This window comes from Serratia sp. HRI (assembly GCF_010119335.3).
Classification (GTDB): Bacteria; Pseudomonadota; Gammaproteobacteria; order Enterobacterales; family Enterobacteriaceae; genus Serratia; species Serratia nevei.
Genome location: NZ_CP083690.1, coordinates 5,409,830 through 5,434,872, shown reverse-complemented (window position 1 = coordinate 5,434,872; position 25,043 = coordinate 5,409,830). Strand labels below are relative to the sequence as shown.

Below are 25,043 nucleotides of genomic sequence, written 5' to 3'. Positions count from 1 at the left end.
GGGAGGAATCGCAATGGAGGACGGTGAGATGAAGAAAATAATTCTCGTGTTTTTGATGCTGATGCTGAGTGGGTGTATCGGCGGCGGCGGCCCGTCGAATGCGCCGTCGGCATCGCCGAATGAGCCTTATACCTGCACCAAATCCAGCGCCAACAGCGACTGCTCGCAATCGGTGGAGCCGTCGATGTACTAGCCGCGTTCGGCGGGCCGTCGCATAACGGCCCGCCGCCTTAGGGGACTAGGAGGAGTGCTCCTCTTCGTTGGTCTGGTATCGCGTCACCTGTTGCTTCATAAACACCACTTCCTGCGGGCTGGACAGGCTCACTTCCTGCGCGCGCAGCAGCTTGAGGATATTGAACAGCAGTTCGCTCTTGGTGGCGCCGACCATGCGCGGGCTCGGCACGTAGCCGGTCACGCTCAGGATGATGCCGTCCGGCCCCAGCTGGCTGAAGCGCACATAAGGCGCCGGCGTTTCCAGAATAGTTTCGTACTCGTTATAGGCGCTGAGCAAGATATTGCGCACCTGCTCCGGATCGATGGAGGTCGGGAACGTCAGCGCAATGGTCACCACCCCTTGCGCGTTGCCCATGGTGGCGTTGCGCACGTTCTGCGAGATCAGCTGCGAGTTCGGTACGATCATGGTGGAACGGTCGCTGAGCTGGATTTCGGTGGCGCGCACGTTGATGCGCCGCACGTCGCCTTCCACGCCGCCGATGCCGATCATGTCCCCCACCTTCACCGGGCGTTCGGTCAGCAGGATCAGGCCGGAAATAAAGTTCTTCACGATCTCCTGCAAACCGAAACCGATACCGACCGACAGGGCGCTGACGATCCATGCCAGGTTGCTCCACTGGATGCCCAGCGCCGCCAGGGTGATCAGAATCACCAGCACATAGCCGATATTGCTGAACAGCGTCACCAGCGAGGCGCGAATGCCGACGTCCGAGATGGTTTTCGGCAGCAGTTCAGAACCCAGCCAGCGCCGCACTGCGCGCAAAATATAGATGCCGATCGCCAGGCAGATCACGGCGTTGAGCAGGTTGCCGGGCACGATGTTGAAACGCTGCAGCCCTTCACCGGTCAGGATGGAGACGATTTTATCTATCAGCGAGCCCGGCGTGGTGCTGCCGAATGAGCCGTTAAACAGCGCGACGATCATCAACAGCAACAGGGAACATTTGGCCAGCGCGGTGGTGATGATCGACATCTGCTCCAGATGGCGATCCTTGAAGCTGAGCGTTTTCTTCAGCATCTTGCCGCTGACGGTCTGCGGCGAAAACAGCGCGGCGCACAAATCGGTGGCGAACAGCACCATAAAATAGAACGCCATCAGCACCAGAACCACCCAGATCAGCTGGTAGGTCAGGAAGCGGGCGAAGGCGATGTAGCCGATAAGCAGGGAAAACAGGATCACCATCGAACAGACCAGGGTGACGAGGTGCACCAGCCCGCCGACCAGCGTGCGTTTTTCCAGGGGCGCGCCCTGCTGTTCCAGACGGCGACGAATGCGCTGGCCGCGCAGCGGCGCCGCCAGCAGTACCATGCCGATCAGCCCCGCCACCAGGCCGTTGCCGAAGATGGTGGCGGCCAATGAAGCGCTGACGACGTTGTTGATCAGCTCCACGGTGCCGAACGCCAGCGCCAGGCCGGCCAGCAGCGGCGAGAAGTAACGCAGCCCGGCGGCCACGTCGTTATCCATGGACGCCAGACGCCACGACGGGCGATTCAACGACAGCGCCGCACGCCCCAGCCCGGCGATCAGCGCGCAGAAAATTCCCAGACGGTTGAAACCTTCCGCGAAATCCTCCAGCATCACCGGCAGCGGCTGCACGCGCACAAAGACGTAATACAGCAGGTTCAGCGCGATGGAGGTGGTCACCACCGTCACCGCCACGGTAACGATCGCCATGAAGCTGCGGCGCAAGCGCCCGTCCGGCAGGAAACGGATGCTGAACCAGGCGAGAAAACGCTCGGAAAAATAGCGCCCCCAGGACCAGACAATCACCGCCAGCGCCAGCAACGCCAGCGTGCCGTACCGCCACTCGTCCTGCCAACTGGCGTCCCAGGCCGCTTTCATCTCGGCGTTGAACTGATCCAGCCGCTGTACGTCATCCTCTGACGGCTGCACCACCGGCGCCCAGAATTTGATCCCCAAAATGCTGCCGGTATTCAGCGCCAGCTGGGTTTTAAACGCCACCCGGCGCAGATCGCCAATCTGCTGCCCCAGCTCGAAGGCACTACTCTTGATGGCCTGCGCGCGTTTCACCGCGTCATCCAGCTGCTTTTTGCTGTTGTTCAGCGCGTTGCGCTGCTGGGCCACCGCCGGGGTTTCCGGCAGCGCGCCGGCCGCCGGGGCCGGCCCCAGGACGTCCAGCTGCGCTTTCAGTTTGTCCTGCTCGGGCTGCAGATCGGTGGCAAGTTTTTCCATGCTGGCGACCAGATCGTCGGTCGCCAGCCGCAGTTTGCTGAGCTGGGTATCGGTGGTCGCTTTGGAAACCAGCTGCTTCATGCTGTCCAACTGCTTTTGCGCGGCTTTCAGCTGCGTGGCGGGATCGGGCGCGCTTTCGGCGGCGGGATCATCCTGGGTAGCGGCAACGGCGGCGAGTGGCGTCAGCTGCAAACCCAACAGCAATAACAACAACAGCAGGAACGGGCGAGGCTTTAACATAAATTCAGTGCTCAGCATCATTATCTGATAGACAGACGAACAGGCGGCGGATGAACCGCCGCTTAACCATAAACGCTAATTATAATAGCTGCTTAATGTCGGCCGAAATACAGTAATTATTCCCATTATGTGCCACGCGCTCCCACCGGACTTAGCCTGTTGATTATTCAGGCGCTTTTCCACTGGCGGCGCGGCGCAAAGCGCTCTATACTCCTGCCACCGATTAACCTGCAACCAATAAAAGGAGACTTACTATGCTGACGTGTGAATTGTTTTTTCACTCACACTTCTTTGGTAATCGTCGCCGCTCAAGCATTACCGGTATCGTGCTGCGATAACCCAGCTTGAGCGAAGCTTACTAAAATCCAGGATCTTCCCTCCGGCTTACCGGGTTGTCGTCAGCGATGTTTGACGATAGGCATTGTCATGCCTGTAACTCTTGAGTAAGCAATGAGCACACTACTGTCTGCACAATCTGTCGGTTACGACAACGCGTTCGGCGTCCTGCTGAACGAGATTTCCTTCAGCCTGAAAAAAGGCGATCGCATCGGTTTGATCGGCGACAACGGCTGCGGCAAAAGCACCCTGCTGCAACTGCTTAGCGGTGCCCTGCCCATCCACAGCGGAACGGTGACATTGTCACACCAATGTCTGATGGCGCGCATCGAACAACACCTGCCGCCTGAGCTGCACGCCAGCACCCTGCTGGATGCGGTACTGGCGCAGTTGCCCGCGGGCCAACACCTCAGCGAACGCTGGCGCTGTGAAGCGCTGCTTGCCGAGCTGGGGTTTGAACCGGTGAGCTGGACGTTGACCGCCGGCACCCTCAGCGGCGGCCAGCACACCCGCCTGCTGCTGGCGCGCGCGCTGATCCGCCAGCCCGATCTGCTGCTGCTCGACGAACCCAGCAACCACCTGGATCTGCCCACACTACTGTGGTTGGAGCAGTTCTTGCGCAGCTGGAGCGGCAGCTTCGTGCTGGTATCGCACGATCGCTATCTGCTCGATCAGGTGACCAACTGCACCTGGATCCTGCGCGACAAAACGCTGCAGTTCTTCCGTTTGCCCTGCTCCGCTGCGCGCGTCGCACTGGCGGAACAGGACGCTGCGGACGAGCATCGGCGCCAGGCGGAGCAAAAAGAGATAGACCGGGTGGAAAAAAGCGCCAAACGCCTGGCGATCTGGGGCAAAGTCTATGACAACGAAGATCTGGCGCGCAAAGCCAAGCAAATGGAAAAGCGCGTCGATCGGTTGAAGGAAGAACAGACCACCCTGACCGCCGGCAGCCCGTGGCGGCTGCGATTACAGGGAGAGGCGCTGGACGCCGATCGCCTGCTGGCGCTGCAGCAATGGGCCGTGCGCCCGGCGCCGGATGCGCCGGTGCTGTTCAGCCTGGAACATCTGCGCGTCAAAAGCGGCGATCGCATCGCCATCATCGGGCGCAACGGCTGCGGGAAATCGTCACTGCTGCGCTTGCTGTGGCAGGCGTATCAGCACCCCGCTGAACGCCCGGCGATCTTCCACCCGCGCGTGCGCATCGGCTATTACGATCAGAGCCTGCAACAGCTGCGCGATGAAGACACGTTGAGCGAAGCGCTGGCGCAGTTTGCGCCGCTGACCGAGGAACAGCGGAAAATGGCGCTGATCGGCGCCGGTTTCCCTTACCTGCGCCACCATCAGCAGATCCGTTCGCTGAGCGGCGGCGAGCGTTCGCGGCTGCTGTTCGTCGGCCTGACGCTGGCCAACCATTCGCTGCTGCTGCTGGACGAGCCCACCAACCACCTGGACATGGCTGGCAAAGAAGAGCTGGCGGAAACGCTGCGCCAGTTCGCCGGCGCCGTCATATTGGTCACCCATGACCGGATGCTAATCGAACAGAGCTGCAACCGCTTTTGGCTGATCGACCAGCAAAAACTGGAGGAGTGGCACGATCTGGCGCCGGTGTATCAGCGCCTGGCGGGCGAAGCGCCGGCGCTGCCGACGGCGGACAAAGCCAACGCAGGCGGTCCGACGCCGGATGAGCGACTGGAAGGCGAAGAAGCGCTGTTGACCGCCCTGTTTGCCCTCGAAAGCAAACTGGAGGATGATCTGGCGCGCAAACCAAAGCACCAGAAACCGGCGCTTCAGGCACGCTGGCGCCGCGAGATTGCCGACATTACCGCCCGGTTGAATCTGGGCTAACCTTGACAGGCCGCCCTCCGGCGGCCTGTTTCTTGACGGAGTGCGACATGGCATTTTCCCTTGAGCAAGCTACACGCGCGCAGCGGCCGCTGCTGGCGGTCATGCTGTCCGATTGCCTTCGCGAGCTGGGCGCCGATGGCGATTACCCCTATCTGCCGCTCTACTGGCGCGAGGTCGGCCGCTACCCCTATTTGATTTTGAGCGATCGGCAAACGGCCGGTTTCGCGTTGGTCCGGTGCCTGGACAGCGCCACCGTCGAAATGGCGGAGTTCTACGTCAAGCCCGAGTGGCGGCGCACCGGGCTGGGGCAACGGGCCGCCCACGCCTTGTTCACGCAGCACCCCGGCGGCTGGTCGCTGTCGGTCAGCCCGGATAATCCGCGCGGGCTGGCATTTTGGCGCGCGGTAATACCGGCCGGGGCCACGACCGAACCGCTTTCGGCTCCCGATGCCATAATGCAGCTGCGTTTTTCATCCCCGCCGCGCTGAGCGACACATTACCTTCATCCTTTTATGGCAGGGTAAACCGATTCGTTCTTTGCTATTGAGCCTGTCATGACTTCACTTTCCCCACGGGACATCGAGGCGCGCTACCGCTTTGCGCGTGAGATCGCCCGCACCGCCGCCGATCTCGCTTTCAGCTTTTATCAACGGCGGCAAAGCCTGGCTGTCGACTTCAAACAGGGGCTGCAGGACGTGGTCAGCGAGGCCGATCGCCGCGTCGAAGCGCTGATCCGCCGTATGATCAGCCGCCGCTTTCCTCAGGACGGGGTTCTCGGCGAGGAAAGCGGCAGCACCGGCGAAAACGCCGCCTGCGTTTGGGTCGTCGATCCGATTGACGGCACCGCCTGCTTCCTGAACGGATTGCATACCTGGTGTATCGCGATAGGCGTGGTGATCGACGGCGAGCCGACGATAGGCGTGGTCTACGATCCCAACCACCGCGAGATGTTCCGCGCCTGTCGCGGCCACGGCGCCTTTCTCAACGGGGAACCGATCGGCGTGCATGCCGGGCGCAGCGTCGCGGATGGCGTGATGGGCGTCGGGATTTCACCGCGCGCTTCAGCGGCGGAATTCAGCGGCTTTCTCTGTCGCCTGCTGCAGGCGGGAGGGATGTTTGTGCGCAGCGGCTCCGGCGCGTTGATGACCGCCCAGGTGGCCGCCGGTCGGCTGCTGGGCTATTACGAACCGCACATGAATGCCTGGGACAGCCTGCCTGGGTGGGTGTTGACGCGCGAAGCCGGCGGCGTGGCGAATGACTTTATGCACAACAACGGGTTGCGGCGCGGCAACCCGCTGCTGCTGGCCAACGCGGCGCTCTACCCGCAGTTGGCCGAACTGATTCAAATGCCGGGCTTGATCGGCTCGACGTGCCCTATCGCGCGCGTGATGGCAGGATAAAGCGAGCGCAGCCGGCGCTCGACCCGATCAACCGCATCGTGCGCGGCGGCGATGGTGACCGCCGGCGACACCCGGCAGTGGAAGTTGACGATGATGCCCCCGTCGGTCTTGCGCGCGCGGACGTTGTGTACGTCTTGCACGCTCTCCCCCTGCTCCAGCGCCGACTGCAAGATCCGCCGAATATCCGCCAGCTCCGTCGCATCGACATCCTCGCTGGTCAGCCAATGCGGCGTCTGCGGCTCCAGGTGCGTCTCTATCTCGGTGTCTTCACCGATCGCCTGGCGCAGGATCCCCTCTATCTCCGTGGCAATGTCATGCGCCTGCGCCACGCTGGCGTTGGCCGGCACCGCCAAATCCATGCCGATCGCCATGCGCGTCGGCAGCTGCTGCAAGGTCACATTCTGCACCTGCGCACCGTGGTTGGCGGCAATCGCCCGAATGCGCGTCGCCATGTCTTCATCGCTGCGGGTCTGCGGCACCGCGATGACGGTGAATTCCGCGCTGGCGTACTGCTCCCGCAGCCGCTCGACGATCTCTCGCTTCAGCGCGTCGATGCGTTCCAGCGGCAAGGTGCGGCACACCGCCACCGTGATTTCGACGAACAGCACCGCGCCGGCGTTGCGGATACGCACGCTGTCGCAGGCCAGCACCGCCGGAAAACTTGCCAGCGTGGCGCGGATCGCCTCGGTAGCCCCGGCCGGTGCGGCATCCATCAACGAGTCAAAGGAGCGTTTGCCCAGTTTGATCGCGGCGACAAAGATAAAGCCGGCGACGATCAGCGCGGCGATGGCGTCCGCGCGGCCAAAGCCCAGCAGCACAAACACCATGCCCAGCAGCACCACGCCGGATGAAAGCATATCGGAGAAGAAATGCAGCGCATCCGCTTCCAGCGCCGCGCTGTCGGTCGCTTTGGCGACGCGGTTGAGCGCCCGCACGCGGAAGAAATCGACGCAGATGGAAATGAGCAGCACCGCAATCACCACCGGCGCGGCGACGATCTCATGCGGCTGCCCGAGCAGGCTGCTGCCCGCCTCATAAACGATCCAGCCGGCGGCGCCCAGCAACAGCAGCACCTCGAACAGCGCCGCCAGGTTTTCCACCTTGCCGTGGCCAAAGTGGTGATCGTCATCGGCGGGCTTATCGCTGATGCGCACCGCCAGCCAGGTGATGCTGGTGGCGATAAAATCGGTAAAAGAGTGGATCCCTTCGGATATCAGGCCAATACTGCCGGTAAAAATACCGGCGACGAACTTGCCCGTAGCCAGCAACCCGCTGGCGATCATCGAGTTTCTGGCCACGGCCTGTTTTTCATTCTGCATTATGCTGCTCACATTCGGACGGTGATTTATTTTTTTACTTTAGAGGATAATTGCCAGACAAAGGCGATCAACAGCATACTGCCAGAAAATGTCAGCATGAGGCTAGTAAGAAAATTGGATTTTCCGGTGGAATAAAAATAAATCTCATTAACGCCCACCGAGATCATTAAAATGGCGTAGAGCAATCCCAGAATAAGAATCGTCATTATTATCAACTCCCGTATCAGGCCGCGCGTTCGGCGCGCCGCTAAAAATCCTCCCCATAATAAATAGCGGTTACGGGGAGGATGCATCTAGGCGGATCTTTTGCGTTCATCAATCATCCCATTTGGTGCTCATATAGGCCGCCAACAGGCCCAGTGAGCTGATCATTGCCAGGAATCCCATAAAAATAGTCATGTTTCCCATTATTTTGTCCTCAGGTTAAATGTTATCGATAAAAGCCCCTTGCGTTAAATATCGGGGTTGGTCGGTATCCATGTTTTTTAACGTCCTCCTCATTAAGGCTTTACATCTCCGCCCGCAACATCGGGCGGAGCGCGGTTAAATACCCAATACCTGCTGGGCAATTTTGAAATAAATAATCAGGCCGGTGCCGTCGATAAAGGTAGCGATAAACGGTGCCGATACCACCGCCGGATCGATGCCGAGACGTTTCAACAGCATCGGAATGATCGACGAGACAATCGCGCTCCACACGGTGATCGCCACCAGCGACAGGCTGACCACCAACGTCACCTCCATGCCGACGCCCATGATCCAGGCGCGTACCCAGGCCGCCAGGCCAATGGTGACGGCGATCAGCAGCGAGGTCGTCACTTCCTTGCGGATCACCGCGCCCAGGTTGCGCAGGCTGACCTCACCCAGCGCCATGGCGCGCACCAGCGTCGAGGTGATCTGGGTGCCGCTGTTGCCGCCGGTGCCGATCAGCAGCGGGATGAAGAACGCCAACGCGATCGCCGCTTCGAGCTGATCTTCAAACGCCTTCAGCACGTTGCCGGTGTAAGCTTCGGCGACGAACAGCATCAGCAGCCACACCGAACGTTTACGCCACAGCGCCCACGGGCTGGTCTCCAGATAAGGCTTGTCCAGCGGCAGGCTCGCACCCTGGCGCTGTGCGTCTTCGGTGTTTTCATCCTCGACCAGGCGGGCGATCTCTCGCTCCCCCAGCACGCCGACCAGCGTGTTGTTCGCCACGACCGGCACCACGTCCAAGCCGCCCTTGCCGAGCAGATGCGCCACGTCGTTGCGATCGTCGTCGGGCGAAACCTGAAAATAGCTGCGGGTTACGTTCCACCACCACCTTTTCGTTCACCACCCACTGGCTGAGGCGGAACGCGCCGTTGCCGACAAAATGCGCCGGTTGAGTCCAGTTCTTGCCGTACTGCTCCACCACCTTGCGGTTAACCGGCAAGACCGGGAAATGCACCAGCTGCTTGAGCAGGTAGGAATTGGGCTCCGACAGCGTCACCTGTAGAGTGTGCGCGTCCAGCGCCTTGACGCCCAGCTCGCTCGGCGGTTTACTGCCGGTGTTGATCGCCGCGGCATTCAGCACGTAGGCCGAAGCCAGATAGCTGCCGTAAGGCGACGCGGTTTTCGGATCGGTGAGGCGCCGCCAGCTGTAGACGAAATCGTCGGCGGTCACCGGATCGCCGTTCGACCATTTGGCCTGCGGCCGCAGATGGAAGGTCCAGACGTTGCCCTGATGCTCCCATTTCTGCGCCAGCGCCGGGATCGCTTCGCCGTCTTTCCCGACGCGCAGCAAACCTTCGAACAGATCGTTGAAGATGTAGAACTCCACATTGCTCTCGGCCAGGTTCGGATCCAGCGTCGCCGGCTCATAGCCGTTGGCGCGCACCAATTCCTGTACCGGCGCCAGTTTAGTGCCCGCCGGTACGTCGGCCGCCTGAGCTGTCGTCGCGTTAAAAACCAGGAGGATTAAACCAGCCAATTTCTTGCCATTAAATGAATATTTCACGTCGATATCCCTGTTAAGTGTTTTATCGCGTTCAATATGCAATGTGGCAGTAGAATAAATTAAATCATTAATCGCTATGAGTCATAACCAAAAGCGGTGTTGAATTTCTTTCATTATCAACGAAATAGTGGCGAAAACTGACGAAAGCAAGCGGGAGGGTGCGGCGGCCGGCATCGCCGAACGGGAACGTCGCGAACCGGCGGTGAAATAAATTCAGGCAATCAATACAGATTATTCCAGCCGAAACTTAACTTATCCTTAGGGCAATTCATTTTGTGAGCGATCGTCAAAAATAATTTAATACGAATCGTTTTCACTATCATTATTGATGTTCTTGGCTAAAATCGGGCTGCTTGCGCTTGCCAGGCGATATTCGTTTTCCTCATTCGAACGCTAAAAAGGATAACTGCATGAAGCTGCGTATTTCATCTCTCGGCCCCGTCGCCCTGCTCGCCTCCTCGATGATGCTGGCCTTCGGCGCTCAGGCGGCCTCCGCCGATCAGGGCATCGTCATTTACAACGCCCAACATGAAAACCTGGTGAAATCCTGGGTCGACGGGTTTACCAAAGACACCGGCATCAAGGTCACGCTGCGCAACGGCGGCGACAGCGAGCTGGGCAATCAGCTGGTGCAAGAAGGCAGCGCTTCACCTGCCGACGTCTTCCTGACGGAAAACTCCCCGGCGATGGTGTTGGTGGATAACGCCAAGCTGTTCGCCCCGCTGGACGCCGCGACGCTGGCCCAGGTGGAACCGCAGTATCGCCCAAGCCACGGCCGCTGGATCGGCATCGCCGCCCGCTCTACCGTGTTCGTCTACAACCCGGCCAAGCTGACCGAAGCGCAGCTGCCGAAGTCGCTGCTGGACCTGGCCAAGCCGGAATGGAAAGGCCGCTGGGCCGCCTCGCCGTCGGGCGCCGATTTCCAGGCGATCGTCAGCGCGCTGCTGGCGTTGAAAGGCGAGAAAGCGACGCTGGAATGGCTGAAAGCGATGAAAACCAACTTCACCGCCTATAAGGGCAACAGCACGGTAATGAAAGCGGTCAATGCCGGCCAGGTCGACAGCGGCGTGATCTATCACTACTACCCGTTCGTGGATGGCGCTAAAACCGGCGAAAACAGCAACAACATCAAGCTGTACTACTTCAAACATCAGGATCCGGGCGCGTTCGTCAGCATCTCCGGCGGCGGCGTGCTGGCTTCCAGCAAGCATCAGCAGCAAGCTCAGGCGTTCATCAAGTGGATCACCGGCAAACAGGGCCAAGAGATCCTGCGTACCAACAACGCCTTCGAATACGCCGTCGGCGTCGGCGCGGCCTCCAACCCGAAACTGGTGCCACTGAAAGATCTGGACGCACCGAAAGTAGACGCCGCGCAGCTGAACAGTAAAAAAGTGGTCGAACTGATGACCGAAGCCGGCCTGCTGTAAGGCCCGCCGGCAAACCGAGAGTTTTTGATCGTTATGTCAAACTTGAGTACCCACGCCGCGCAGACCGCGCGGCGTTATTCTGTTATCCCCCGTCATCAGCGGCCGGGGACGATCGTAGTGACCAGCGCCGTGCTGCTGTCGCTGCTGGCGCTGTTGCCGCTGGGATTCGTTATCGGCGTGGCGTTTGAAACCGGCTGGCAAACGGTCAAAGCTCTGGTTTTCCGCCCGCGCGTGGCGGAACTGCTGTTGAACACCCTGCTGTTGGTGGTGCTGACGCTGCCGATCTGCGCCGTGCTGGGCGTGGCCCTGGCCTGGTTGACCGAGCGCACCACGCTGCCGGGCCGCCGTCTCTGGGCGGTACTGGCCACCGCGCCGCTGGCGGTGCCGGCCTTTGTGCAAAGCTATGCCTGGATCAGCCTGGTGCCGTCGATGCACGGCCTGGGCGCCGGGGTCTTCATCTCGGTGCTCGCCTATTTCCCGTTCATTTACCTACCGGCCGCCGCCGTGCTGCGCCGTCTGGATCCCGGTATCGAAGACGTCGCCACCTCGCTCGGTTCCCGGCCGCTGGCGGTCTTTTTCCGCGTGGTGCTGCCTCAGCTGAAGCTGGCGGTCTGGGGCGGTTCCCTGCTGATCGCATTGCACCTGCTGGCGGAGTATGGCCTGTATGCCATGATCCGCTTCGATACCTTCACCACCGCGATCTTCGATCAGTTCCAGTCGACCTTCAATGGCCCGGCGGCCAACATGCTGGCCGGCGTATTGGTGCTGTGCTGCCTCGGGTTACTGCTGCTTGAGGCTCTCAGCCGCGGCCGCGCGCGCTATGCTCGCGTCGGTTCCGGCAGCGCCCGCAGCCAAACGCCGCGTCGCCTTTCGCTGCCGCTCGCCGCGCTGGCGCTGCTGCTGCCGATTTCGCTGACCGCGCTGGCGCTGGGCGTGCCTTTCATTACCCTGGCCCGCTGGCTGTGGCTGGGGGGATTCGAGGTGTGGCGCAACGCCGAACTGTGGCCCGCGCTGTGGCAAACGCTGTCGCTGTCCGCCGTCGGCGCGTTGCTGATCACGCTGTGCGCCATTCCGATGGCCTGGCTGTCGGTGCGCTATCCGGCCCGGCTGTACCGCGTGCTGGAAGGCTGTAACTACGTGACCAGCTCGCTGCCCGGCATCGTGGTGGCGCTGGCCCTGGTGACCATCACCATTCACAGCTTCCGGCCGATTTACCAAACCGAAATCACCCTGCTGCTGGCGTATTTGCTGATGTTTATGCCGCGGGCGCTGATCAATCTGCGCGCCGGCATCGCACAGGCGCCGGTGGAATTGGAAAACGTGGCGCGCAGCCTCGGCAAATCGCCGGCGCAGGCGCTGTGGAGCACCACCTTGCGGCTGGCGGCGCCGGGTGCCGCAGCGGGCGCCGCGCTGGTGTTCCTGGCGATCGCCAATGAGCTGACCGCCACGCTGTTGCTGGCGCCGAACGGCACCCGCACGCTGGCCACCGGATTTTGGGCGCTGACCAGCGAGATAGACTACGTCGCCGCCGCGCCTTATGCGCTGATTATGGTGGCGCTGTCATTGCCGCTCACCTGGCTTCTTTATTCTCAATCTAAACGCACGGCGGGACTATGAGCACGCTCGAACTGCACGGTATCGAAAAATCTTATAACGCCATCAGGGTGCTGGAACACATCGACCTGCAGGTTGCCGCCGGCAGCCGCACGGCGATCGTCGGCCCTTCCGGCTCCGGCAAAACCACCCTGCTGCGCATCATCGCCGGCTTTGAAATTCCCGACGGCGGCCAGATCCTGCTGCAGGGGCAAGCCATGGGCAACGGCGGCGGCTGGGTGCCGGCGCATCTGCGCGGCATCGGCTTCGTCCCGCAGGATGGCGCGTTGTTCCCGCACTTTACCGTCGCCGGCAACATCGGTTTTGGCCTTAAAGGCAGCAAGCGTGAGAAACAGCGGCGCATCGAGGCGCTGATGGAGATGGTGGCGCTGGATCGCCGTCTGGCCGCGCTGTGGCCGCACGAGTTGTCCGGCGGGCAGCAGCAACGGGTCGCGCTGGCGCGTGCCCTGTCGCAGCAACCCCGGCTGATGCTGCTGGACGAACCGTTCTCGGCGCTGGATACCGGCCTGCGCGCCGCCACCCGCAAAGCGGTCGCCGAACTGCTGACGGAGGCCAAGGTGGCGTCGATCCTGGTCACCCACGATCAGAGCGAAGCGCTGTCGTTCGCCGATCAGGTGGCGGTGATGCGCAACGGCCGGCTGGCGCAGGTGGGCGCGCCGCAAGATCTCTATCTGCGGCCGGTCGATGAGCCGACCGCCAGCTTCCTTGGCGAAACGCTGGTGTTGACCGCCGAACTGGCGCACGGCTGGGCCGACTGCGCATTGGGGCGCATCGCCGTCGACGATCGGCAACGCAGCGGCCCGGCGCGCATCATGCTGCGCCCGGAGCAGATTCAAATCGGTTTGTCAGATCCGGCGCAGCACGGCCAGGCGGTGATCACCGGCATCGATTTCGCCGGCTTCGTCTCTACGCTCAACCTGCAAATGGCCGCCGGCGGCGCGCAAATCGAGATCAAAACCGTCAGCCGCGAAGGCCTGCAGCCCGGTTCTCAGGTCACTCTCAACGTGATGGGCCAGGCGCACATTTTCGCCGATTGACTCACTTTAGGCCGGGCTTCCGCCCGGCCTCCTCAACGGCAAATCTTGTCGTGGCGCGGCTTTTTCGGCGCCAGCAGATAATCCACCACGCTTTCGTCAACGCAGCTGTCGATGCCGTTCAGCACCAGCGTATGCCCGTCGCGTTCGCGGGTGATCAGCGGGCTTTTAAAGGCGGCGGCCATCACTTGCGCGTTGCGGTACGGCGTGGTCGGATCGTAGCGCTGCGCGACGAACAGCAGCGGCGGCAACGCGGCAGACGCCACCGGCGTGTGCGGCCGATCTTTGCCGTGGTACGGCCATAGATCGCACATTTCCAGCGGATATTCGTGCAGCGGCAGATAGTGGGCATACATAGCGGCGGTATTGATCTCCTGCCGCTGCCGGCGCAGCAGCTGCGGATCGGCCGTCGGGTTGGCGACGTCGGCGCAGGTGATGACGTTCAGCGCGTCATCGGCATCCGGCGAATAGCTTTCGTCGATCAGATCGGAAACCTGCTGCCCGGCGATCCCGGCATCGAGCTGGCGCAGCACGGTCGCCAGCTCGTGCCAGCGCTCCGGCCACAGCAGCAGCGAACGTGTGACCGTCAGCACGTCGTCGGCGGAGATTTCATACCCCGCCGCGGTGACGAACGGCTGCTCATGCAGCTTGCGCAGCAAGGCATGATAACGCTGCAGCGCCTGATTGGCGCCGCCGCCCAGCTGGCAACTGTCGGTTTTGCCGCAGTAGGCGGCGAAGCGCAGGAAGCTTTGCTGGAAGCCCCGCTCCTGGTTCAGCCGCTGGGTGAAATCGTCTTCCGCCAGATCCACCACCCCGTCGAGCACCAGCGCGCGCGTTTTCTTCGGAAAACGTTCGGCATAGAGCGCCGCCACCTTGGTGCCGTAAGAGTACGCCACCGCCGTCAGCCCCGGTTCGCCCAGCGCGTGGCGGATCGCGTTCAGATCGTTGACCGCTTCGTCGGTGCCGATATGTTGGAGCACGTCCGCGCCGGTCTGTTTTATGCAGGCGGCAATCAGGGTGCGTGTCTGGTTCTCCGCACCGGCCACGTCGTTGTCGTCCGGTGACGGGGTTTCGTCGCCTTCGGCCACCTGACAGGAGATTTTCGGCGTCGATTGGCCGACGCCGCGCGGATCGTAACCGATGATGTCGTAGGATTTACGCAGCCTGGCGACGTGACCATCATTGCCCAAATAAGGATTGATGCCCGGCAGGCCCGGCCCGCCGCTGATCATCACCACGCTGCCCTTTTTCGGCCCGGTGGCGGGCAGCAGGGTCAGCGCCAAACGCACGGTCTGTTCGCCCGCCTGCGCCGCATGAGCGGGCGGCGTGGCGTAGGCTAACGGCACCTCAAGGTAACCGCAGCGCAGCCCCGGTGGTGGCGGCTCATCGAACCAGCGCTGAAAACCGCTGTTGAGACATGATTGCCAACGAATGCCGTTCTCGGCCGCCGCGCCGTGGAGCCCAGGCTTGGCCTGGGCGGGCAACGCGGCGGCGGTCGCGGCGAGCAGCGCCAGAATACGCAGTACTGACATGGGGAGTCCTTTCAACTCAACGAATCGGTCAAAGGTTAACGATACCCGGTTAAACAGCTAGCCAATAGAACACAAAAAGCCGCGCGGGTGAAGCCGTCACCGCGTGCCCGGCAAGACTTTTCTCTGCTCGGATTGCTCTTATAACGCACAGAATGCTGCAAAAAACGGCGTCTACCTGCTAGGCTTAGGATTCGTTAACCCATAAGAATCAGGAGAGCAGCATGTTTGGTAAAGCGGAAGACAAAGCCAATGAAGCCGCAGGCGCGGTAGAAGAAGCGTTCGGCAAAGCCGTCGATTCGCCGGAGCATCAGGTGCGCGGTGCGGCGCGCAAATACGCCTCCCAGGCCAGCTATGCCGCCCGAGACGCAGCGGACAGCGTAAGAACACAGGTGGAAGCCAACCCGCTGGCCGGCGTGGCCGTTGCGGCGGCGGTCGGCATCGTTTTCGGCTTCTTGCTGGGACGCAAATAAGCGGCGAACGCGCCGCTCGACAACAGGCCCGTTACGGGCCTTTTTTTCGTCCTTTTCTCCCCCTGCGCGCAAACTTTCATCTATTACAGCCATCGCTTATAAAAACCAACGCCTTCAACTACGATTAGTTTATGACCAGAGCGAGGCTCTGCGATCCGGCAGATAACCCTATGAGGATTATCACCATTATCCATGCTGTTTAAGCCGCTCTCCTTCACGCGGCTAAGAAAGGTTGATTATGGCTCGCACCACCCCTATCGAACGTTACCGCAACATCGGCATCTCCGCGCATATCGATGCCGGCAAGACCACCACCACCGAGCGGATTCTGTTTTACACCGGGGTCAGCCACAAGCTGGGTGAAGTGCATGACGGCGCGGCGACCATGGACTGGATGGCGCAGGAACAGGAGCGCGGCATCACCATCACCTCGGCGGCCACCACCTGCTTTTGGAACGGCATGCAGCATAATTATCCGCAGCACCGCATCAATATCATCGACACCCCCGGGCACGTCGATTTCACCATTGAAGTGGAACGCTCGATGCGCGTGCTGGACGGCGCCGTGATGGTCTATGACTCGGTGGGCGGCGTGCAGCCGCAGTCGGAAACCGTCTGGCGCCAGGCCAACAAATACAAGGTGCCGCGGCTGGCGTTCGTCAACAAGATGGACCGCATCGGCGCGGACTTTTTCCGCGTGCGCAAAATGATGATCGAGCGCCTGAAAGCCAACCCGGTACCGATCGTCATTCCGATCGGCGCCGAAGACCACTTCCGCGGCGTGGTGGATCTGGTGCGGATGAAGGCCATCCTGTGGGACGAAGCCTCGCAGGGCATGAACTTCAGCTTCGAAGAGATCCCGGCCGAGCTGCGCGATTCGGCGCAGGAGTGGCGCGAAAACATGATTGAGGCCGCCGCTGAAGCCTCGGAAGAGCTGATGGAGAAATACCTCAACCAGGTACCGCTGAGCGAAGAGGAGATTGTCCACGGGCTGCGGGTGCGCACCGTCGCCGGCGAAATCCAGCCGATGCTGTGCGGCTCGGCGTTCCGCAACAAAGGGGTGCAGCGCATGCTGGATGCGGTAATTGAACTGATGCCTTCGCCGCTCGACGTGCCGCCGATGGAAGGCCACGGCGAACACGATGAAATCATCACCCGCAAAGCCGACGACAACGAAAAATTCTCGGCGCTGGCGTTCAAGCTGATGACCGACCCCTTCGTCGGCCAGCTGACCTTCGTACGCGTCTACTCCGGGGTGCTGGCCAAAGGCAGCAGCGTTTACAACCCGATCAAGGGCAAAAAGGAGCGCATCGGCCGCATAGTGCAGATGCACGCCAACGATCGTAAGGACATCGACGAGCTGCACGCCGGCGACATCGCCGCCTGCGTCGGCCTGAAAGACGTCACCACCGGCGATACGCTGTGCGACCCCGGCGCCATCATCACGCTGGAACGCATGACCTTCCCCGAGCCGGTGATCGCCCAGGCGATCGAGCCGAAGACCAAGGGCGACCAGGAGAAAATGGGCATCGCGCTGCAGCGCCTCTCTTCGGAAGATCCGTCGTTCCGCGTGCGCACCGATGAAGAATCCGGCCAGACCATCATCTACGGCATGGGCGAGCTGCACCTGGAGATCATCGTCGATCGCATGCGCCGCGAGTTCGGGGTGGAGACCACCACCGGCAAGCCGCAGGTGTCGTACCGCGAAACCATCCGCAAACGGGTGGCCGACGTGGAAGGCAAGTTCGTGCGCCAGTCCGGCGGTAAAGGGCAATACGGCCACGTGGTGCTGACCGTCGAACCGAACGAACCCGGCAAAGGCTTCGAGTTCTTCGATGAGATCAAGGGCGGCGTCATTCCGGGCGAGTTTATCCCGGCGGTGAAAAAAGGCGTGCTCGAGGCGCTGAACAACGGCGTGCTGGCCGGTTATCAGGTGGTGGACGTCAAGGCGCACCTGACCTTCGGTTCTTATCATGACGTCGATTCGTCGGAACAGGCGTTCCGCATGGCGGCGATCTTCGGCTTCAAGGAGGCCTGCCGCCTGGCGGATCCGGTGATCCTTGAGCCGATCATGTCGGTGGAGGTGGAAACGCCGGAGGATTACGCCGGCAACGTGATGGGCGACCTCTCCTCACGCCGCGGTCTGGTGCAGGGCATGGAAGAGATCCCGGGCGGCGGCGGCAAGGAAATTCGTGCCAAGGTGCCGCTGTCCGAGATGTTCGGCTACTCGACGACCCTGCGTTCGATGTCGCAGGGCCGCGCCACCTACACCATGGAATTCAGCCACTACGCCGAAGCGCCGCGCAACGTGGCCGAAGAGATCATTCACCACAGCAAGCGTTAACCCTCGCGCCCGCCTTCGCGGCGGGCGTCACCCCTGCTTGTCCTCCAGCGCCACCACCACCGGCTGCGGCTTGATGCGCATGGCGTACACCACGCCGGCGATCAGGCAAACGATGCCGGCCAGCGTCAGCAGCGGCGGCCAGGTCTGGCGCAGCAGAAAGGTATAGGCCAACCCCGCCAGAATTTCGAACACGATGAGCGGCCCCACCAACACCGTCGGCAGGCGCTGGCTGGCTTCGTTCCAGCACAGCGCCCCCAGCCAGGAGCAGAACACGCCGATGACCAGCATCAGCGGGATAAACACCTCAGGGCGCGGGCCGAACGGCAAGGCGAACGCCGGTTCGCTCAGCGCCAATTGGCCGCAGACCGCCAGATAGCCCAGCAGCGCCAACGGCAGCGTCACCACCCCCTGCGCCGTGGCCCAGGTGGCCGGCCGCTGCGTCGGGTTCTCCCGCAGCCAGCGCGAGTTGCGCAGCGGGAACCAGGTCCAGCACGCTACCGCCAACACGGCCAGCCCCAGGCCGCTGAGATAACGCCAGCCATCGATCGGCAGCGCGTTGCCGCGCAGCTCGGCGACGTTCACGCACGCTAACCCGCAGACGATCAGCAGCAGCGCCGGCGCCAGCTTGCCCCAGGCCAGCCGCCCGTCGTGCCGGCCGTAAAAAAGATTGGCGCAGAGGGCGATCACCACCGGCAGGGTACCGATGATCATGGTCGATACCGGTGCGCCGGTACGCTGAATGGCGCTGGCCAGGCACAGGTAGTACAGCAGATTGCCGATGGCCGTCAGCTTGAGCGCTTCCAGCCAATCCTGGCGCCGCAGCTTGCGCAGGCGGCGGCGATCGAACCACGCCAGCGGTAAGGTGATCAGCCCGAAGGCCAGATAGCGCCCGGTGGACTGCAGCGCGGCGGGATAATCCGGCACCAGCAGCGGGCCGACGAAGATCAATCCCCACATCAGCCCGGCGGCCAGGGCAAACACAACGCCAATGAACATAACGACTCCGACAAACGGCCGGCGCGGCCAACCCGCCCGACAAGACAACGGCAGAGTAGCGAAAACGCGGGAAGGAATTATTGTAGCAGGTTGCTGTTTTAACCCAATTTCACCTGTTTCTGGAAACGCACTGGCGTGACGCCGTAACGATTGGCGAAGGCGCGCGTCAGGTGTGCCTGATCGGTCAGCCCCGCCGCCGCCGCCACCTGTGCGGCGGGCATGCCGCGCTCCAGCATGCGTTTGGCCTGCGACAGCCGGATCGCCATCAGCATCTGCTGCGGCGAAACGTGGTATTCGGCCTTGAACTTGCGCAGGAAATGGTACGGGCTGAGCGACACCAGCTCGGCCAGCTGATTGAGGGTCACCGCCTCGCCGAAGTTGTCGTGCAGGTAGCTTTTCACCACCTCGAAACGGTGCGCCGCCTCGGCTTTTTCCCGCCGCCCGGTGCGGATGTGCGGGTGCAGCAGCTCGACCGCCTCCAACAGCAGGCCGTCCAGCGTGAGCGGATCGTCGGTTTGCCACAGCGTGGCAAGAATGGCGGACAAGCGCTGCGCCGCCCACGGATCGTGGCGCACCGCATCGGTGAACCACTGGCTCCGATCGCCGGACAGCTGCTCCAGCGCCTCGGGCGCCAGATAGAGCATGCGGTAACACCAGCCGCCCGGCGTTTCGGCTTCGCCGGTATGCAGCTCATCGGGGTTCATCAGCACCAGCGCGCCCGGCGCCGCCAGATGCTGCGCGCCGCGATAGCGGAAACGCTCCGCCCCGGTGTCTACGGTGCCGATAGCGAAGGCGTCGTGGGTATGCGGCTCGAAGGCATAGCGCTCGATATGCGCCTGATAAAGTTCGACGCCCGGCAGATGCGACAAATGCCGGAACTGCGCGCAATCCTTCTCGAACGGAAACTGTTGTGGTACCCCTTGCACCCGACCTCCTCGTCCGTGCTGACAATCTGCTCAGCATAGCCAAAACATCGCCGGTTGAGTAGCCACCCTGGCGCTTTCGTGCCCCTCGCCTGGACGATCGCCGCCATTCGGCGTAGGGTTAAGGTCCCTGTCCCTTTCAGGCGCGCCGCATCGCGAAGCTCATCGGCCCCTGACACTCCGCAAACAAGAGGCAACAATGTATCCGGATACTCAACTGTATATCGATGGACAATGGCGCAACGCGCTGGCCGGGAAAACCCTGCCGGTCACCAACCCCGCCACCGACGAAATAATCGGTCAGGTGGCGCACGCCGCCACAGAGGATCTCGATCTGGCGCTGGCCGCCACCGAGCGCGGATTTACCGTCTGGCGCGACACCGCCGCGCACCAGCGCGCCAACCTGATGCGCAAAGCGGCGGCGCTGCTGCGCGAACGCGCCAATGCCATCGCCGCCGTCATGACGCAGGAACAGGGCAAACCGGTGGCGCAGGCCAAAATCGAAATTCTCAACGCCGCCGACGTCATCGACTGGTTCGCCGGCGAAGCTACCCGCACCTACGGGCAGATCATTCCGTCCCGCGCCCGCGACGTACAGCAGCAAACCCTCAAGCTGCCGGTCGGCCCGGTGGCCGCTTTCACGCCGTGGAACTTCCCGATCAACCAGATCGTGCGCAAGCTGTCCGCCGCGCTGGCGGCGGGGTGTTCCATCATCGTCAAAGGCCCGGAAGAAACGCCGGCCTCGCCGGCTGAGCTGATCAAAGCCTTCGCCGACGCCGGGATCCCGGCCGGGGTGATCGCGCTGGTGTACGGCACCCCGGCGGAAATCTCGGAATACCTGATCCCGCATCCGACCATTCGCAAGATCTCCTTCACCGGCTCCACCCGCGTGGGCAAGCATCTGGCGGCGCTGGCCGGCCAGCATATGAAAAAGGCCACCATGGAGCTGGGCGGCCACGCGCCGGTGTTGATCTTCGACGACGCCGATCTCGACGCGGCGGCCAAAGAGCTGGCGCAGTCCAAGTTCCGCAACGCCGGCCAGGTCTGTATCGCCCCGACCCGCTTTCTGATCCAGCAAGGCGTTTATGAAGCCTTCGTGGAGAAATTCACCGCCGCCGTGCGTGAGCTCAAGCTCGGCAACGGGCTGGAAGACGGCGTGACCATGGGGCCGATGGTGCTGGGCCGCAGCGTCGACAATATCGAGGCGCTGGTGCAGGATGCCGTCGCCCACGGGGCAAAAGCCTGCACCGGCGGCAAGCGCGTGGCGGGCAAAGGCAACTTCTTCGAGCCGACGGTGCTGCGCGACGTGCCGCTGAGCGCCCGCGCCATGTCAGAAGAGCCGTTTGGCCCGGTCGCCCTGCTGCGCCCGTTCGCCACCTATGACGAGGCGATCGCCGAAGCCAACCGCCTGCCGTACGGGCTGGCCGCCTACGCTTACAGCCGCAACATCGCCACCGTCAATGCGCTGGGGCGCGACGTGGAGAGCGGCATGCTGAGCATCAACCACATCGGTTTCGGCCTGCCGGAAACGCCGTTTGGCGGCGTGAAAGACTCCGGTCACGGCACCGAAGGCGGCAGCGAAGCGATCGAATCCTACCTGGAAACCCGCTTCGTCACCGTCGCCGGCCGTTAATCGCGCGTCGGATGAATGAGTGCGGGTAATGCTGGTTAGTTAGCGTTTTTCTGAACGTATTTGTGTAGTTTTCGGTCGATAAAGGTGAGATGCGCCATGTGGCTCATACGCTTCGACCGAGCCAGGGGCCGAAGGCGCGGCCCCTGGCAACCCGCGCCTTTGCCCTATCAGACGGTTGGCTGCGCCAACGACTCTCACTTCATCGCGCCGCATCACGGCCGGCTACGACAGGCGTCCCTGCCTGTCTCGCCTGAAACCGCCGTCCATGGCGGTTTCGCCTATGCATCGCGACTGCGTTCGACGCCTTCAAGGGCGCTCAACACCGCGCTCATCTCCAACGCCTCTACCAAGGGACAGGTTGCCCGGTACCTTCCAGCTCGGGTGTTGACCTTTAGTGCGCATCACCGGCTGCCGAGCAAGACGGCGTTGTCAGGGGCAACCGGCCAGGGAAGGCCGGTTGAGGCGAGACTAACAGGGACGTTTGTCGCAGCCGACCCGCCCGACAACGCAGACGCGGCGAGGGTATCCGCGCAGCGGACAGGCGGTGTTAAGCAAAGGCGCGGGTGGAGGGGCCGCGCCATCGGCCCCTCCAATTGCCGTTCGCTACGGCATCAGAGAAATGCGAGGGGTTTACGGCAATTCCCCTGCACAGAACGCCCAGAGGATGGATAAAAAATGCACCGGCATACCCTTTCAGTTTCTCGGCGAAGTGTTGCAACGCCTTGATTCCGCTTTCCTGAGACTGCCTGTACCAGCTTACCCAGCGTCTCTGCGCCTCTTGTTCACTCGGGGCGTACCACAGTTCTTTCAGCGCTGTTTTCATCAGCCAGACCACATTCAACGGCTGATTCGCCTCCAGCAACTCCGTGAGCTTTACCTCATGCCCTTCGGGCAGGTTTTCTGGGTTGCGCAGCAGCAGCCAGCGGCTGCGTTTGATGACCTGACGCGATTTTGGGTTATCACGGAGTTGATTGGCCTGGTCGACGCGGACCCGGTCGATAACCTCCCGGCCATACTTTGCCACCACATGGAACAAGTCATAGACCACTTCCGCCTGCGGGCAGTGATGCCTGACCTCCAGGTCTAACGCCGTATTCATATCCATGGCGACAGACTGGATAGCGGCACAGCCTTCAGCGCCCAGCCAGACGAAGAAGGGGCGGAAGGCCGCTCTGCTGCGGCCTTCGCCCACCCACAACACCTGTTGCGTATCCGCATCCATCACCACGGTGGCATAGCGATGTCCTTTGAACAGGGCGAACTCATCCATCACCAGACGGCGGAGGGTATGGCGCTGCGGCTCTGTCCGTTCCCGCAGCAGACGCCGGTAGTCGATATTCTTGACCGTATGCCAGTGCAGGCCGGTGAGTTGTGCAACGTGCTTAATCGGCAGTAAACGGGTCAATGACTCAACCCATACGGATAGCATCGTGGTATATCTCTGGCGTTCAGGCAACCAGCTGATTTTTTCGGTGGTGACCCCGCAATGGGGGCAACACAGGCGCCGGACGGGGACGTTGAGCCAGACGACCCAATCGAGCAGCTGGCGTTCACGCACTCGGCGGAAGGAAACATCATGCACAACAGGCACCCGCCGCTCACAACGACGACAACAGGGCATGACGGCAGCGTCAGGCTGGAGCTGGATAAGCAGGGAGTTGGCAGAAGGATGCGAGAACCAGTCAGGCTTAACTGACCAGCATTACGCAGTGCGGGGCTTTTTTTTACTCGCGAGCCAGTTCGAACAGCCGCCGCGCCGCCGGGGTCAGCCCCAGCATGTGAATGCAGGCATGCACCATGCCCGGCAACCGTTCGCAGCGCACCGGCACGCCCGCCTCGCGCAGCCGCTGCGCATACTGCTCGGCCTCATCGCGCAGCGGATCATATTCGCAGCTCAGGATGGTGGCCGGCGGTAACCCGCGCAGCGTGGCGGCGTGCAGCGGCTCGGCGCCGGGATCGCGCCGCTGGGCCAGATACTGCTGCCAACAAAATACCATCGCGTCGCGCGTCAGAAAGTGCCCCTCGGCAAACTCGCGATAGCTCGTCGTCGCCATCTCGCGGCTGAGCGCCGGGTACAGCAGCAGCTGGCGCTCGATGTGCGGGCCGCCGCGATCCCGCGCCAGCAGCGCGACCGCCGCCACCAGATTTCCCCCGGCGCTGTCGCCGCCCACCGCCAGGCGCTGCGCGTCGATCCCCAACTGCGGCGCCTGTTGCGCCACCCAGCAGAGCGCCTGATAGACATCTTCCAGCGGCTGCGGAAACGGGTATTCCGGCGCCAGACGGTAGTCGACTGACAGGATCACCCGGCCGGTGGCGTTGGCCAGCGCCTGACAGGGCCGATCGTACAGCGCCAGCGAACCGAGGCACCAGCCGCCGCCGTGGGCGAACAGCATTGCCGGCTGCGCGACGGCGCAGTTTTCCCTCGCAGGGAGATAGGCGCGCAGCGCGATCCGATACCCATCGGCGGCGATCACCGTATAGTCCCTGACGCCGCCGCTCGGTTCCGCCTCGCCCTGCAGCCGGCGTAAACCGGTTTCCGTGGCCGCGCGCATTTCCGCCAGCGATGCGGGGGGCGGCGCATCGGCCGATGCCGTCAAAAAAGCGGCAATGCGTTCATCGAGCGGCATGGGGTTCTCCTGCCAGGAACGGCGTAATCAGTGCAATAAATTCCTCATGGCACTCCTCGGTAATGAAATGCCCGCAGCCGGCGACCGTTTCGCCTCGCAGATCGTGCGCATTGCCCCGCAGCGTCGTCAGCGGCGCGTCGCCGGTGGCGTGCTCCGCCCCCACCGTCAACACCGGCATCGTCAGGGGCGTGGCGGCGCGCAGGCGGTTTTGCCGCACGGTCTCCGGGATCGCCCGGTAATAGTCGAATCCGGCGCGCAGGCCGCCCGGCGCTGAGTAAGCAGCGATATACACCTCCGCCGCCACCCGATCGCGCCGATAGGACCAGCGGTTGAAGATATAGCCAAGATACTCCCGCTCACGCCCCTGGGTCAGGGTCTCCGGCAAATCCGCCAGCTGGTTGAACATGAAATGCCACAGGAAAATGTTCTCCTCCGGCGCGACGAAAATCGGCGGCGGCGGCGCCAGGCCGGGGATCACCGCTTCCGTCAGCACCAGGCGCTCCACCGCCTGCGGGAAATCGCTCGCCATGGCGTATCCAATCCACATGCCGATGTCGTGGCCAACCAGTTGGTAACGTTCATGGCCCAATTGCGCCATCATTGCGTGCAACGCCGCACCAATGCTGCCGGTGTCGTAGCCGCCAGCGGGCTTGTCAGAATCGCCGATGCCCGGCGGATCGACGGCGATCGCCTGAAAACCAGCCGCCGCCAGCGCTTGCATCACATGGCGCCAGGTGTACCAGGTTTGCGGCCAGCCGGGGATCAGCAGCACCGGCCGTCCTTCACCGGCCACCACGCAGTGAAGGCGCCGGCCGTTGACCTGGAGATAGACGTGTTCCGCCGCGAGATCCGCCAACGGGACCTCGTTCTGTAGGTATTGCATGGGGTAACTCCCTG

20 protein-coding genes and 2 pseudogenes are annotated in these 25,043 nt (G+C 62.4%); 10 read left to right on the top strand and 12 right to left on the bottom strand.

Annotated elements, in window-relative coordinates:
• Nucleotides 1-28: 28 nt before the first annotated feature.
• Complete coding sequence (locus GF111_RS26050) at nt 29-193, top strand: hypothetical protein (protein WP_223294939.1); 165 nt, start codon at nt 29-31, stop codon at nt 191-193.
• Nucleotides 194-238: 45 nt separating this feature from the next.
• Here GF111_RS26050 and GF111_RS26045 read toward each other — a convergent pair whose 3' ends face one another.
• Entirely contained in the window at nt 239-2,668 is a 2,430-nt protein-coding gene (locus tag GF111_RS26045; protein ID WP_174840529.1) for a DUF3772 domain-containing protein, read from the bottom strand.
• A gap of 450 nt (nt 2,669-3,118) precedes the next feature.
• On the opposite strand from GF111_RS26045, the gene GF111_RS26040 reads away from it, so the two are divergent.
• The 3 genes from GF111_RS26040 to GF111_RS26030 all read left to right on the top strand — a co-directional run bounded on the left by GF111_RS26040 (nt 3,119) and on the right by GF111_RS26030 (nt 6,249).
• Nucleotides 3,119-4,849 carry an ABC-F family ATP-binding cassette domain-containing protein gene (locus GF111_RS26040; RefSeq protein WP_110593088.1) on the top strand — a complete coding sequence of 577 codons (1,731 nt, stop codon included), beginning with the start codon at nt 3,119-3,121 and terminating at the stop codon, nt 4,847-4,849.
• A gap of 47 nt (nt 4,850-4,896) precedes the next feature.
• On the top strand, nt 4,897-5,337 hold the full coding sequence (locus GF111_RS26035; RefSeq protein WP_110593089.1) for a GNAT family N-acetyltransferase: 441 nt from the start codon (nt 4,897-4,899) through the stop codon (nt 5,335-5,337).
• A gap of 66 nt (nt 5,338-5,403) precedes the next feature.
• On the top strand, nt 5,404-6,249 hold the full coding sequence (locus GF111_RS26030; protein WP_147191285.1) for an inositol monophosphatase family protein: 846 nt from the start codon (nt 5,404-5,406) through the stop codon (nt 6,247-6,249).
• Here the strand turns inward: GF111_RS26030 and GF111_RS26025 are convergent.
• From GF111_RS26025 to GF111_RS26005, 5 genes and pseudogenes are all read right to left on the bottom strand, one after another.
• A complete protein-coding gene (locus GF111_RS26025) occupies nt 6,192-7,568 on the bottom strand; it encodes a cation diffusion facilitator family transporter (RefSeq protein WP_048234025.1) in 1,377 nt (458 codons plus the stop codon). The two genes, GF111_RS26030 and GF111_RS26025, sit on opposite strands and share 58 nt — an antisense overlap.
• A 26-nt stretch (nt 7,569-7,594) precedes the next feature.
• On the bottom strand, nt 7,595-7,774 hold the full coding sequence (locus GF111_RS26020) for a hypothetical protein (protein ID WP_004938106.1): 180 nt from the start codon (nt 7,772-7,774) through the stop codon (nt 7,595-7,597).
• Nucleotides 7,775-7,883: 109 nt separating this feature from the next.
• Nucleotides 7,884-7,967: a protein MgtS gene (mgtS, locus tag GF111_RS26015; protein WP_369803928.1), complete on the bottom strand. Its 84-nt coding sequence runs from the start codon at nt 7,965-7,967 to the stop codon at nt 7,884-7,886.
• A 144-nt stretch (nt 7,968-8,111) separates the two neighbouring features.
• A pseudogene (locus GF111_RS26010) lies at nt 8,112-8,849 on the bottom strand (magnesium transporter); the annotation flags it as partial.
• Nucleotides 8,848-9,546 (bottom strand): annotated as a pseudogene (locus GF111_RS26005) (ABC transporter substrate-binding protein); the annotation flags it as partial. The pseudogenes GF111_RS26005 and GF111_RS26010, both read right to left, overlap by 2 nt.
• Nucleotides 9,547-9,956: 410 nt before the next feature.
• Here GF111_RS26005 and GF111_RS26000 point away from each other — a divergent pair.
• The 3 genes from GF111_RS26000 to GF111_RS25990 are packed head-to-tail and all read left to right on the top strand — an operon-like array spanning nt 9,957 to nt 13,624.
• A complete protein-coding gene (locus tag GF111_RS26000) occupies nt 9,957-10,973 on the top strand; it encodes an iron ABC transporter substrate-binding protein (protein WP_047730668.1) in 1,017 nt (338 codons plus the stop codon).
• Nucleotides 10,974-11,006: 33 nt separating this feature from the next.
• The gene (locus tag GF111_RS25995) at nt 11,007-12,590 is read left to right on the top strand and encodes an iron ABC transporter permease (protein WP_038880039.1); all 1,584 of its coding nucleotides are present in this window, start codon (nt 11,007-11,009) and stop codon (nt 12,588-12,590) included.
• Nucleotides 12,587-13,624: an ABC transporter ATP-binding protein gene (locus GF111_RS25990; RefSeq protein WP_038880042.1), complete on the top strand. Its 1,038-nt coding sequence runs from the start codon at nt 12,587-12,589 to the stop codon at nt 13,622-13,624. The genes GF111_RS25995 and GF111_RS25990 overlap by 4 nt, the downstream gene beginning before the upstream one ends.
• Before the next feature lie 32 nt (nt 13,625-13,656).
• Here GF111_RS25990 and GF111_RS25985 read toward each other — a convergent pair whose 3' ends face one another.
• Nucleotides 13,657-15,153, bottom strand: a complete 1,497-nt coding sequence (locus GF111_RS25985) for an alpha/beta hydrolase (protein WP_148940203.1) — start codon at nt 15,151-15,153, stop codon at nt 13,657-13,659.
• Between the two features lie 221 nt (nt 15,154-15,374).
• Here GF111_RS25985 and GF111_RS25980 point away from each other — a divergent pair, with 221 nt between their 5' ends.
• Nucleotides 15,375-15,623: a DUF883 family protein gene (locus GF111_RS25980; protein WP_004938127.1), complete on the top strand. Its 249-nt coding sequence runs from the start codon at nt 15,375-15,377 to the stop codon at nt 15,621-15,623.
• Nucleotides 15,624-15,861: 238 nt separating this feature from the next.
• Nucleotides 15,862-17,967, top strand: coding sequence for an elongation factor G (gene fusA, locus GF111_RS25975; RefSeq protein WP_048234037.1), 2,106 nt, complete (start codon nt 15,862-15,864; stop codon nt 17,965-17,967).
• A gap of 27 nt (nt 17,968-17,994) precedes the next feature.
• Here fusA and GF111_RS25970 read toward each other — a convergent pair whose 3' ends face one another.
• Entirely contained in the window at nt 17,995-18,963 is a 969-nt protein-coding gene (locus GF111_RS25970; RefSeq protein WP_047730665.1) for a DMT family transporter, read from the bottom strand.
• A 98-nt stretch (nt 18,964-19,061) separates the two neighbouring features.
• Nucleotides 19,062-19,889, bottom strand: a complete 828-nt coding sequence (locus GF111_RS25965) for an AraC family transcriptional regulator (RefSeq protein ID WP_147190461.1) — start codon at nt 19,887-19,889, stop codon at nt 19,062-19,064.
• Nucleotides 19,890-20,085: 196 nt separating this feature from the next.
• On the opposite strand from GF111_RS25965, the gene GF111_RS25960 reads away from it, so the two are divergent.
• Entirely contained in the window at nt 20,086-21,519 is a 1,434-nt protein-coding gene (locus GF111_RS25960; RefSeq protein ID WP_048234046.1) for an NAD-dependent succinate-semialdehyde dehydrogenase, read from the top strand.
• Between the two features lie 547 nt (nt 21,520-22,066).
• Here GF111_RS25960 and GF111_RS25955 read toward each other — a convergent pair.
• From GF111_RS25955 to GF111_RS25945, 3 genes are all read right to left on the bottom strand, one after another.
• Entirely contained in the window at nt 22,067-23,167 is a 1,101-nt protein-coding gene (locus GF111_RS25955) for an ISL3 family transposase (RefSeq protein WP_224217866.1), read from the bottom strand.
• 76 nt (nt 23,168-23,243) lie between these two features.
• Complete coding sequence (locus tag GF111_RS25950) at nt 23,244-24,146, bottom strand: alpha/beta hydrolase (RefSeq protein ID WP_147190459.1); 903 nt, start codon at nt 24,144-24,146, stop codon at nt 23,244-23,246.
• Complete coding sequence (locus GF111_RS25945; RefSeq protein WP_038880144.1) at nt 24,133-25,029, bottom strand: alpha/beta fold hydrolase; 897 nt, start codon at nt 25,027-25,029, stop codon at nt 24,133-24,135. The genes GF111_RS25950 and GF111_RS25945 overlap by 14 nt, the downstream gene beginning before the upstream one ends.
• Nucleotides 25,030-25,043: the final 14 nt, after the last annotated feature.

Coding starts and splice junctions, on each gene's coding strand:
- GF111_RS26050 (WP_223294939.1), top strand. CDS start 29: ATGAAGAAAATAATTCTCGTGTTTTTGATGCTGATGCTGAGTGGGTGT.
- GF111_RS26045 (WP_174840529.1), bottom strand. CDS start 2,668: ATGTTAAAGCCTCGCCCGTTCCTGCTGTTGTTGTTATTGCTGTTGGGT.
- GF111_RS26040 (WP_110593088.1), top strand. CDS start 3,119: ATGAGCACACTACTGTCTGCACAATCTGTCGGTTACGACAACGCGTTC.
- GF111_RS26035 (WP_110593089.1), top strand. CDS start 4,897: ATGGCATTTTCCCTTGAGCAAGCTACACGCGCGCAGCGGCCGCTGCTG.
- GF111_RS26030 (WP_147191285.1), top strand. CDS start 5,404: ATGACTTCACTTTCCCCACGGGACATCGAGGCGCGCTACCGCTTTGCG.
- GF111_RS26025 (WP_048234025.1), bottom strand. CDS start 7,568: ATGCAGAATGAAAAACAGGCCGTGGCCAGAAACTCGATGATCGCCAGC.
- GF111_RS26020 (WP_004938106.1), bottom strand. CDS start 7,774: ATGACGATTCTTATTCTGGGATTGCTCTACGCCATTTTAATGATCTCG.
- mgtS (WP_369803928.1), bottom strand. CDS start 7,967: ATGACTATTTTTATGGGATTCCTGGCAATGATCAGCTCACTGGGCCTG.
- GF111_RS26000 (WP_047730668.1), top strand. CDS start 9,957: ATGAAGCTGCGTATTTCATCTCTCGGCCCCGTCGCCCTGCTCGCCTCC.
- GF111_RS25995 (WP_038880039.1), top strand. CDS start 11,007: ATGTCAAACTTGAGTACCCACGCCGCGCAGACCGCGCGGCGTTATTCT.
- GF111_RS25990 (WP_038880042.1), top strand. CDS start 12,587: ATGAGCACGCTCGAACTGCACGGTATCGAAAAATCTTATAACGCCATC.
- GF111_RS25985 (WP_148940203.1), bottom strand. CDS start 15,153: ATGTCAGTACTGCGTATTCTGGCGCTGCTCGCCGCGACCGCCGCCGCG.
- GF111_RS25980 (WP_004938127.1), top strand. CDS start 15,375: ATGTTTGGTAAAGCGGAAGACAAAGCCAATGAAGCCGCAGGCGCGGTA.
- fusA (WP_048234037.1), top strand. CDS start 15,862: ATGGCTCGCACCACCCCTATCGAACGTTACCGCAACATCGGCATCTCC.
- GF111_RS25970 (WP_047730665.1), bottom strand. CDS start 18,963: ATGTTCATTGGCGTTGTGTTTGCCCTGGCCGCCGGGCTGATGTGGGGA.
- GF111_RS25960 (WP_048234046.1), top strand. CDS start 20,086: ATGTATCCGGATACTCAACTGTATATCGATGGACAATGGCGCAACGCG.
- GF111_RS25950 (WP_147190459.1), bottom strand. CDS start 24,146: ATGCCGCTCGATGAACGCATTGCCGCTTTTTTGACGGCATCGGCCGAT.
- GF111_RS25945 (WP_038880144.1), bottom strand. CDS start 25,029: ATGCAATACCTACAGAACGAGGTCCCGTTGGCGGATCTCGCGGCGGAA.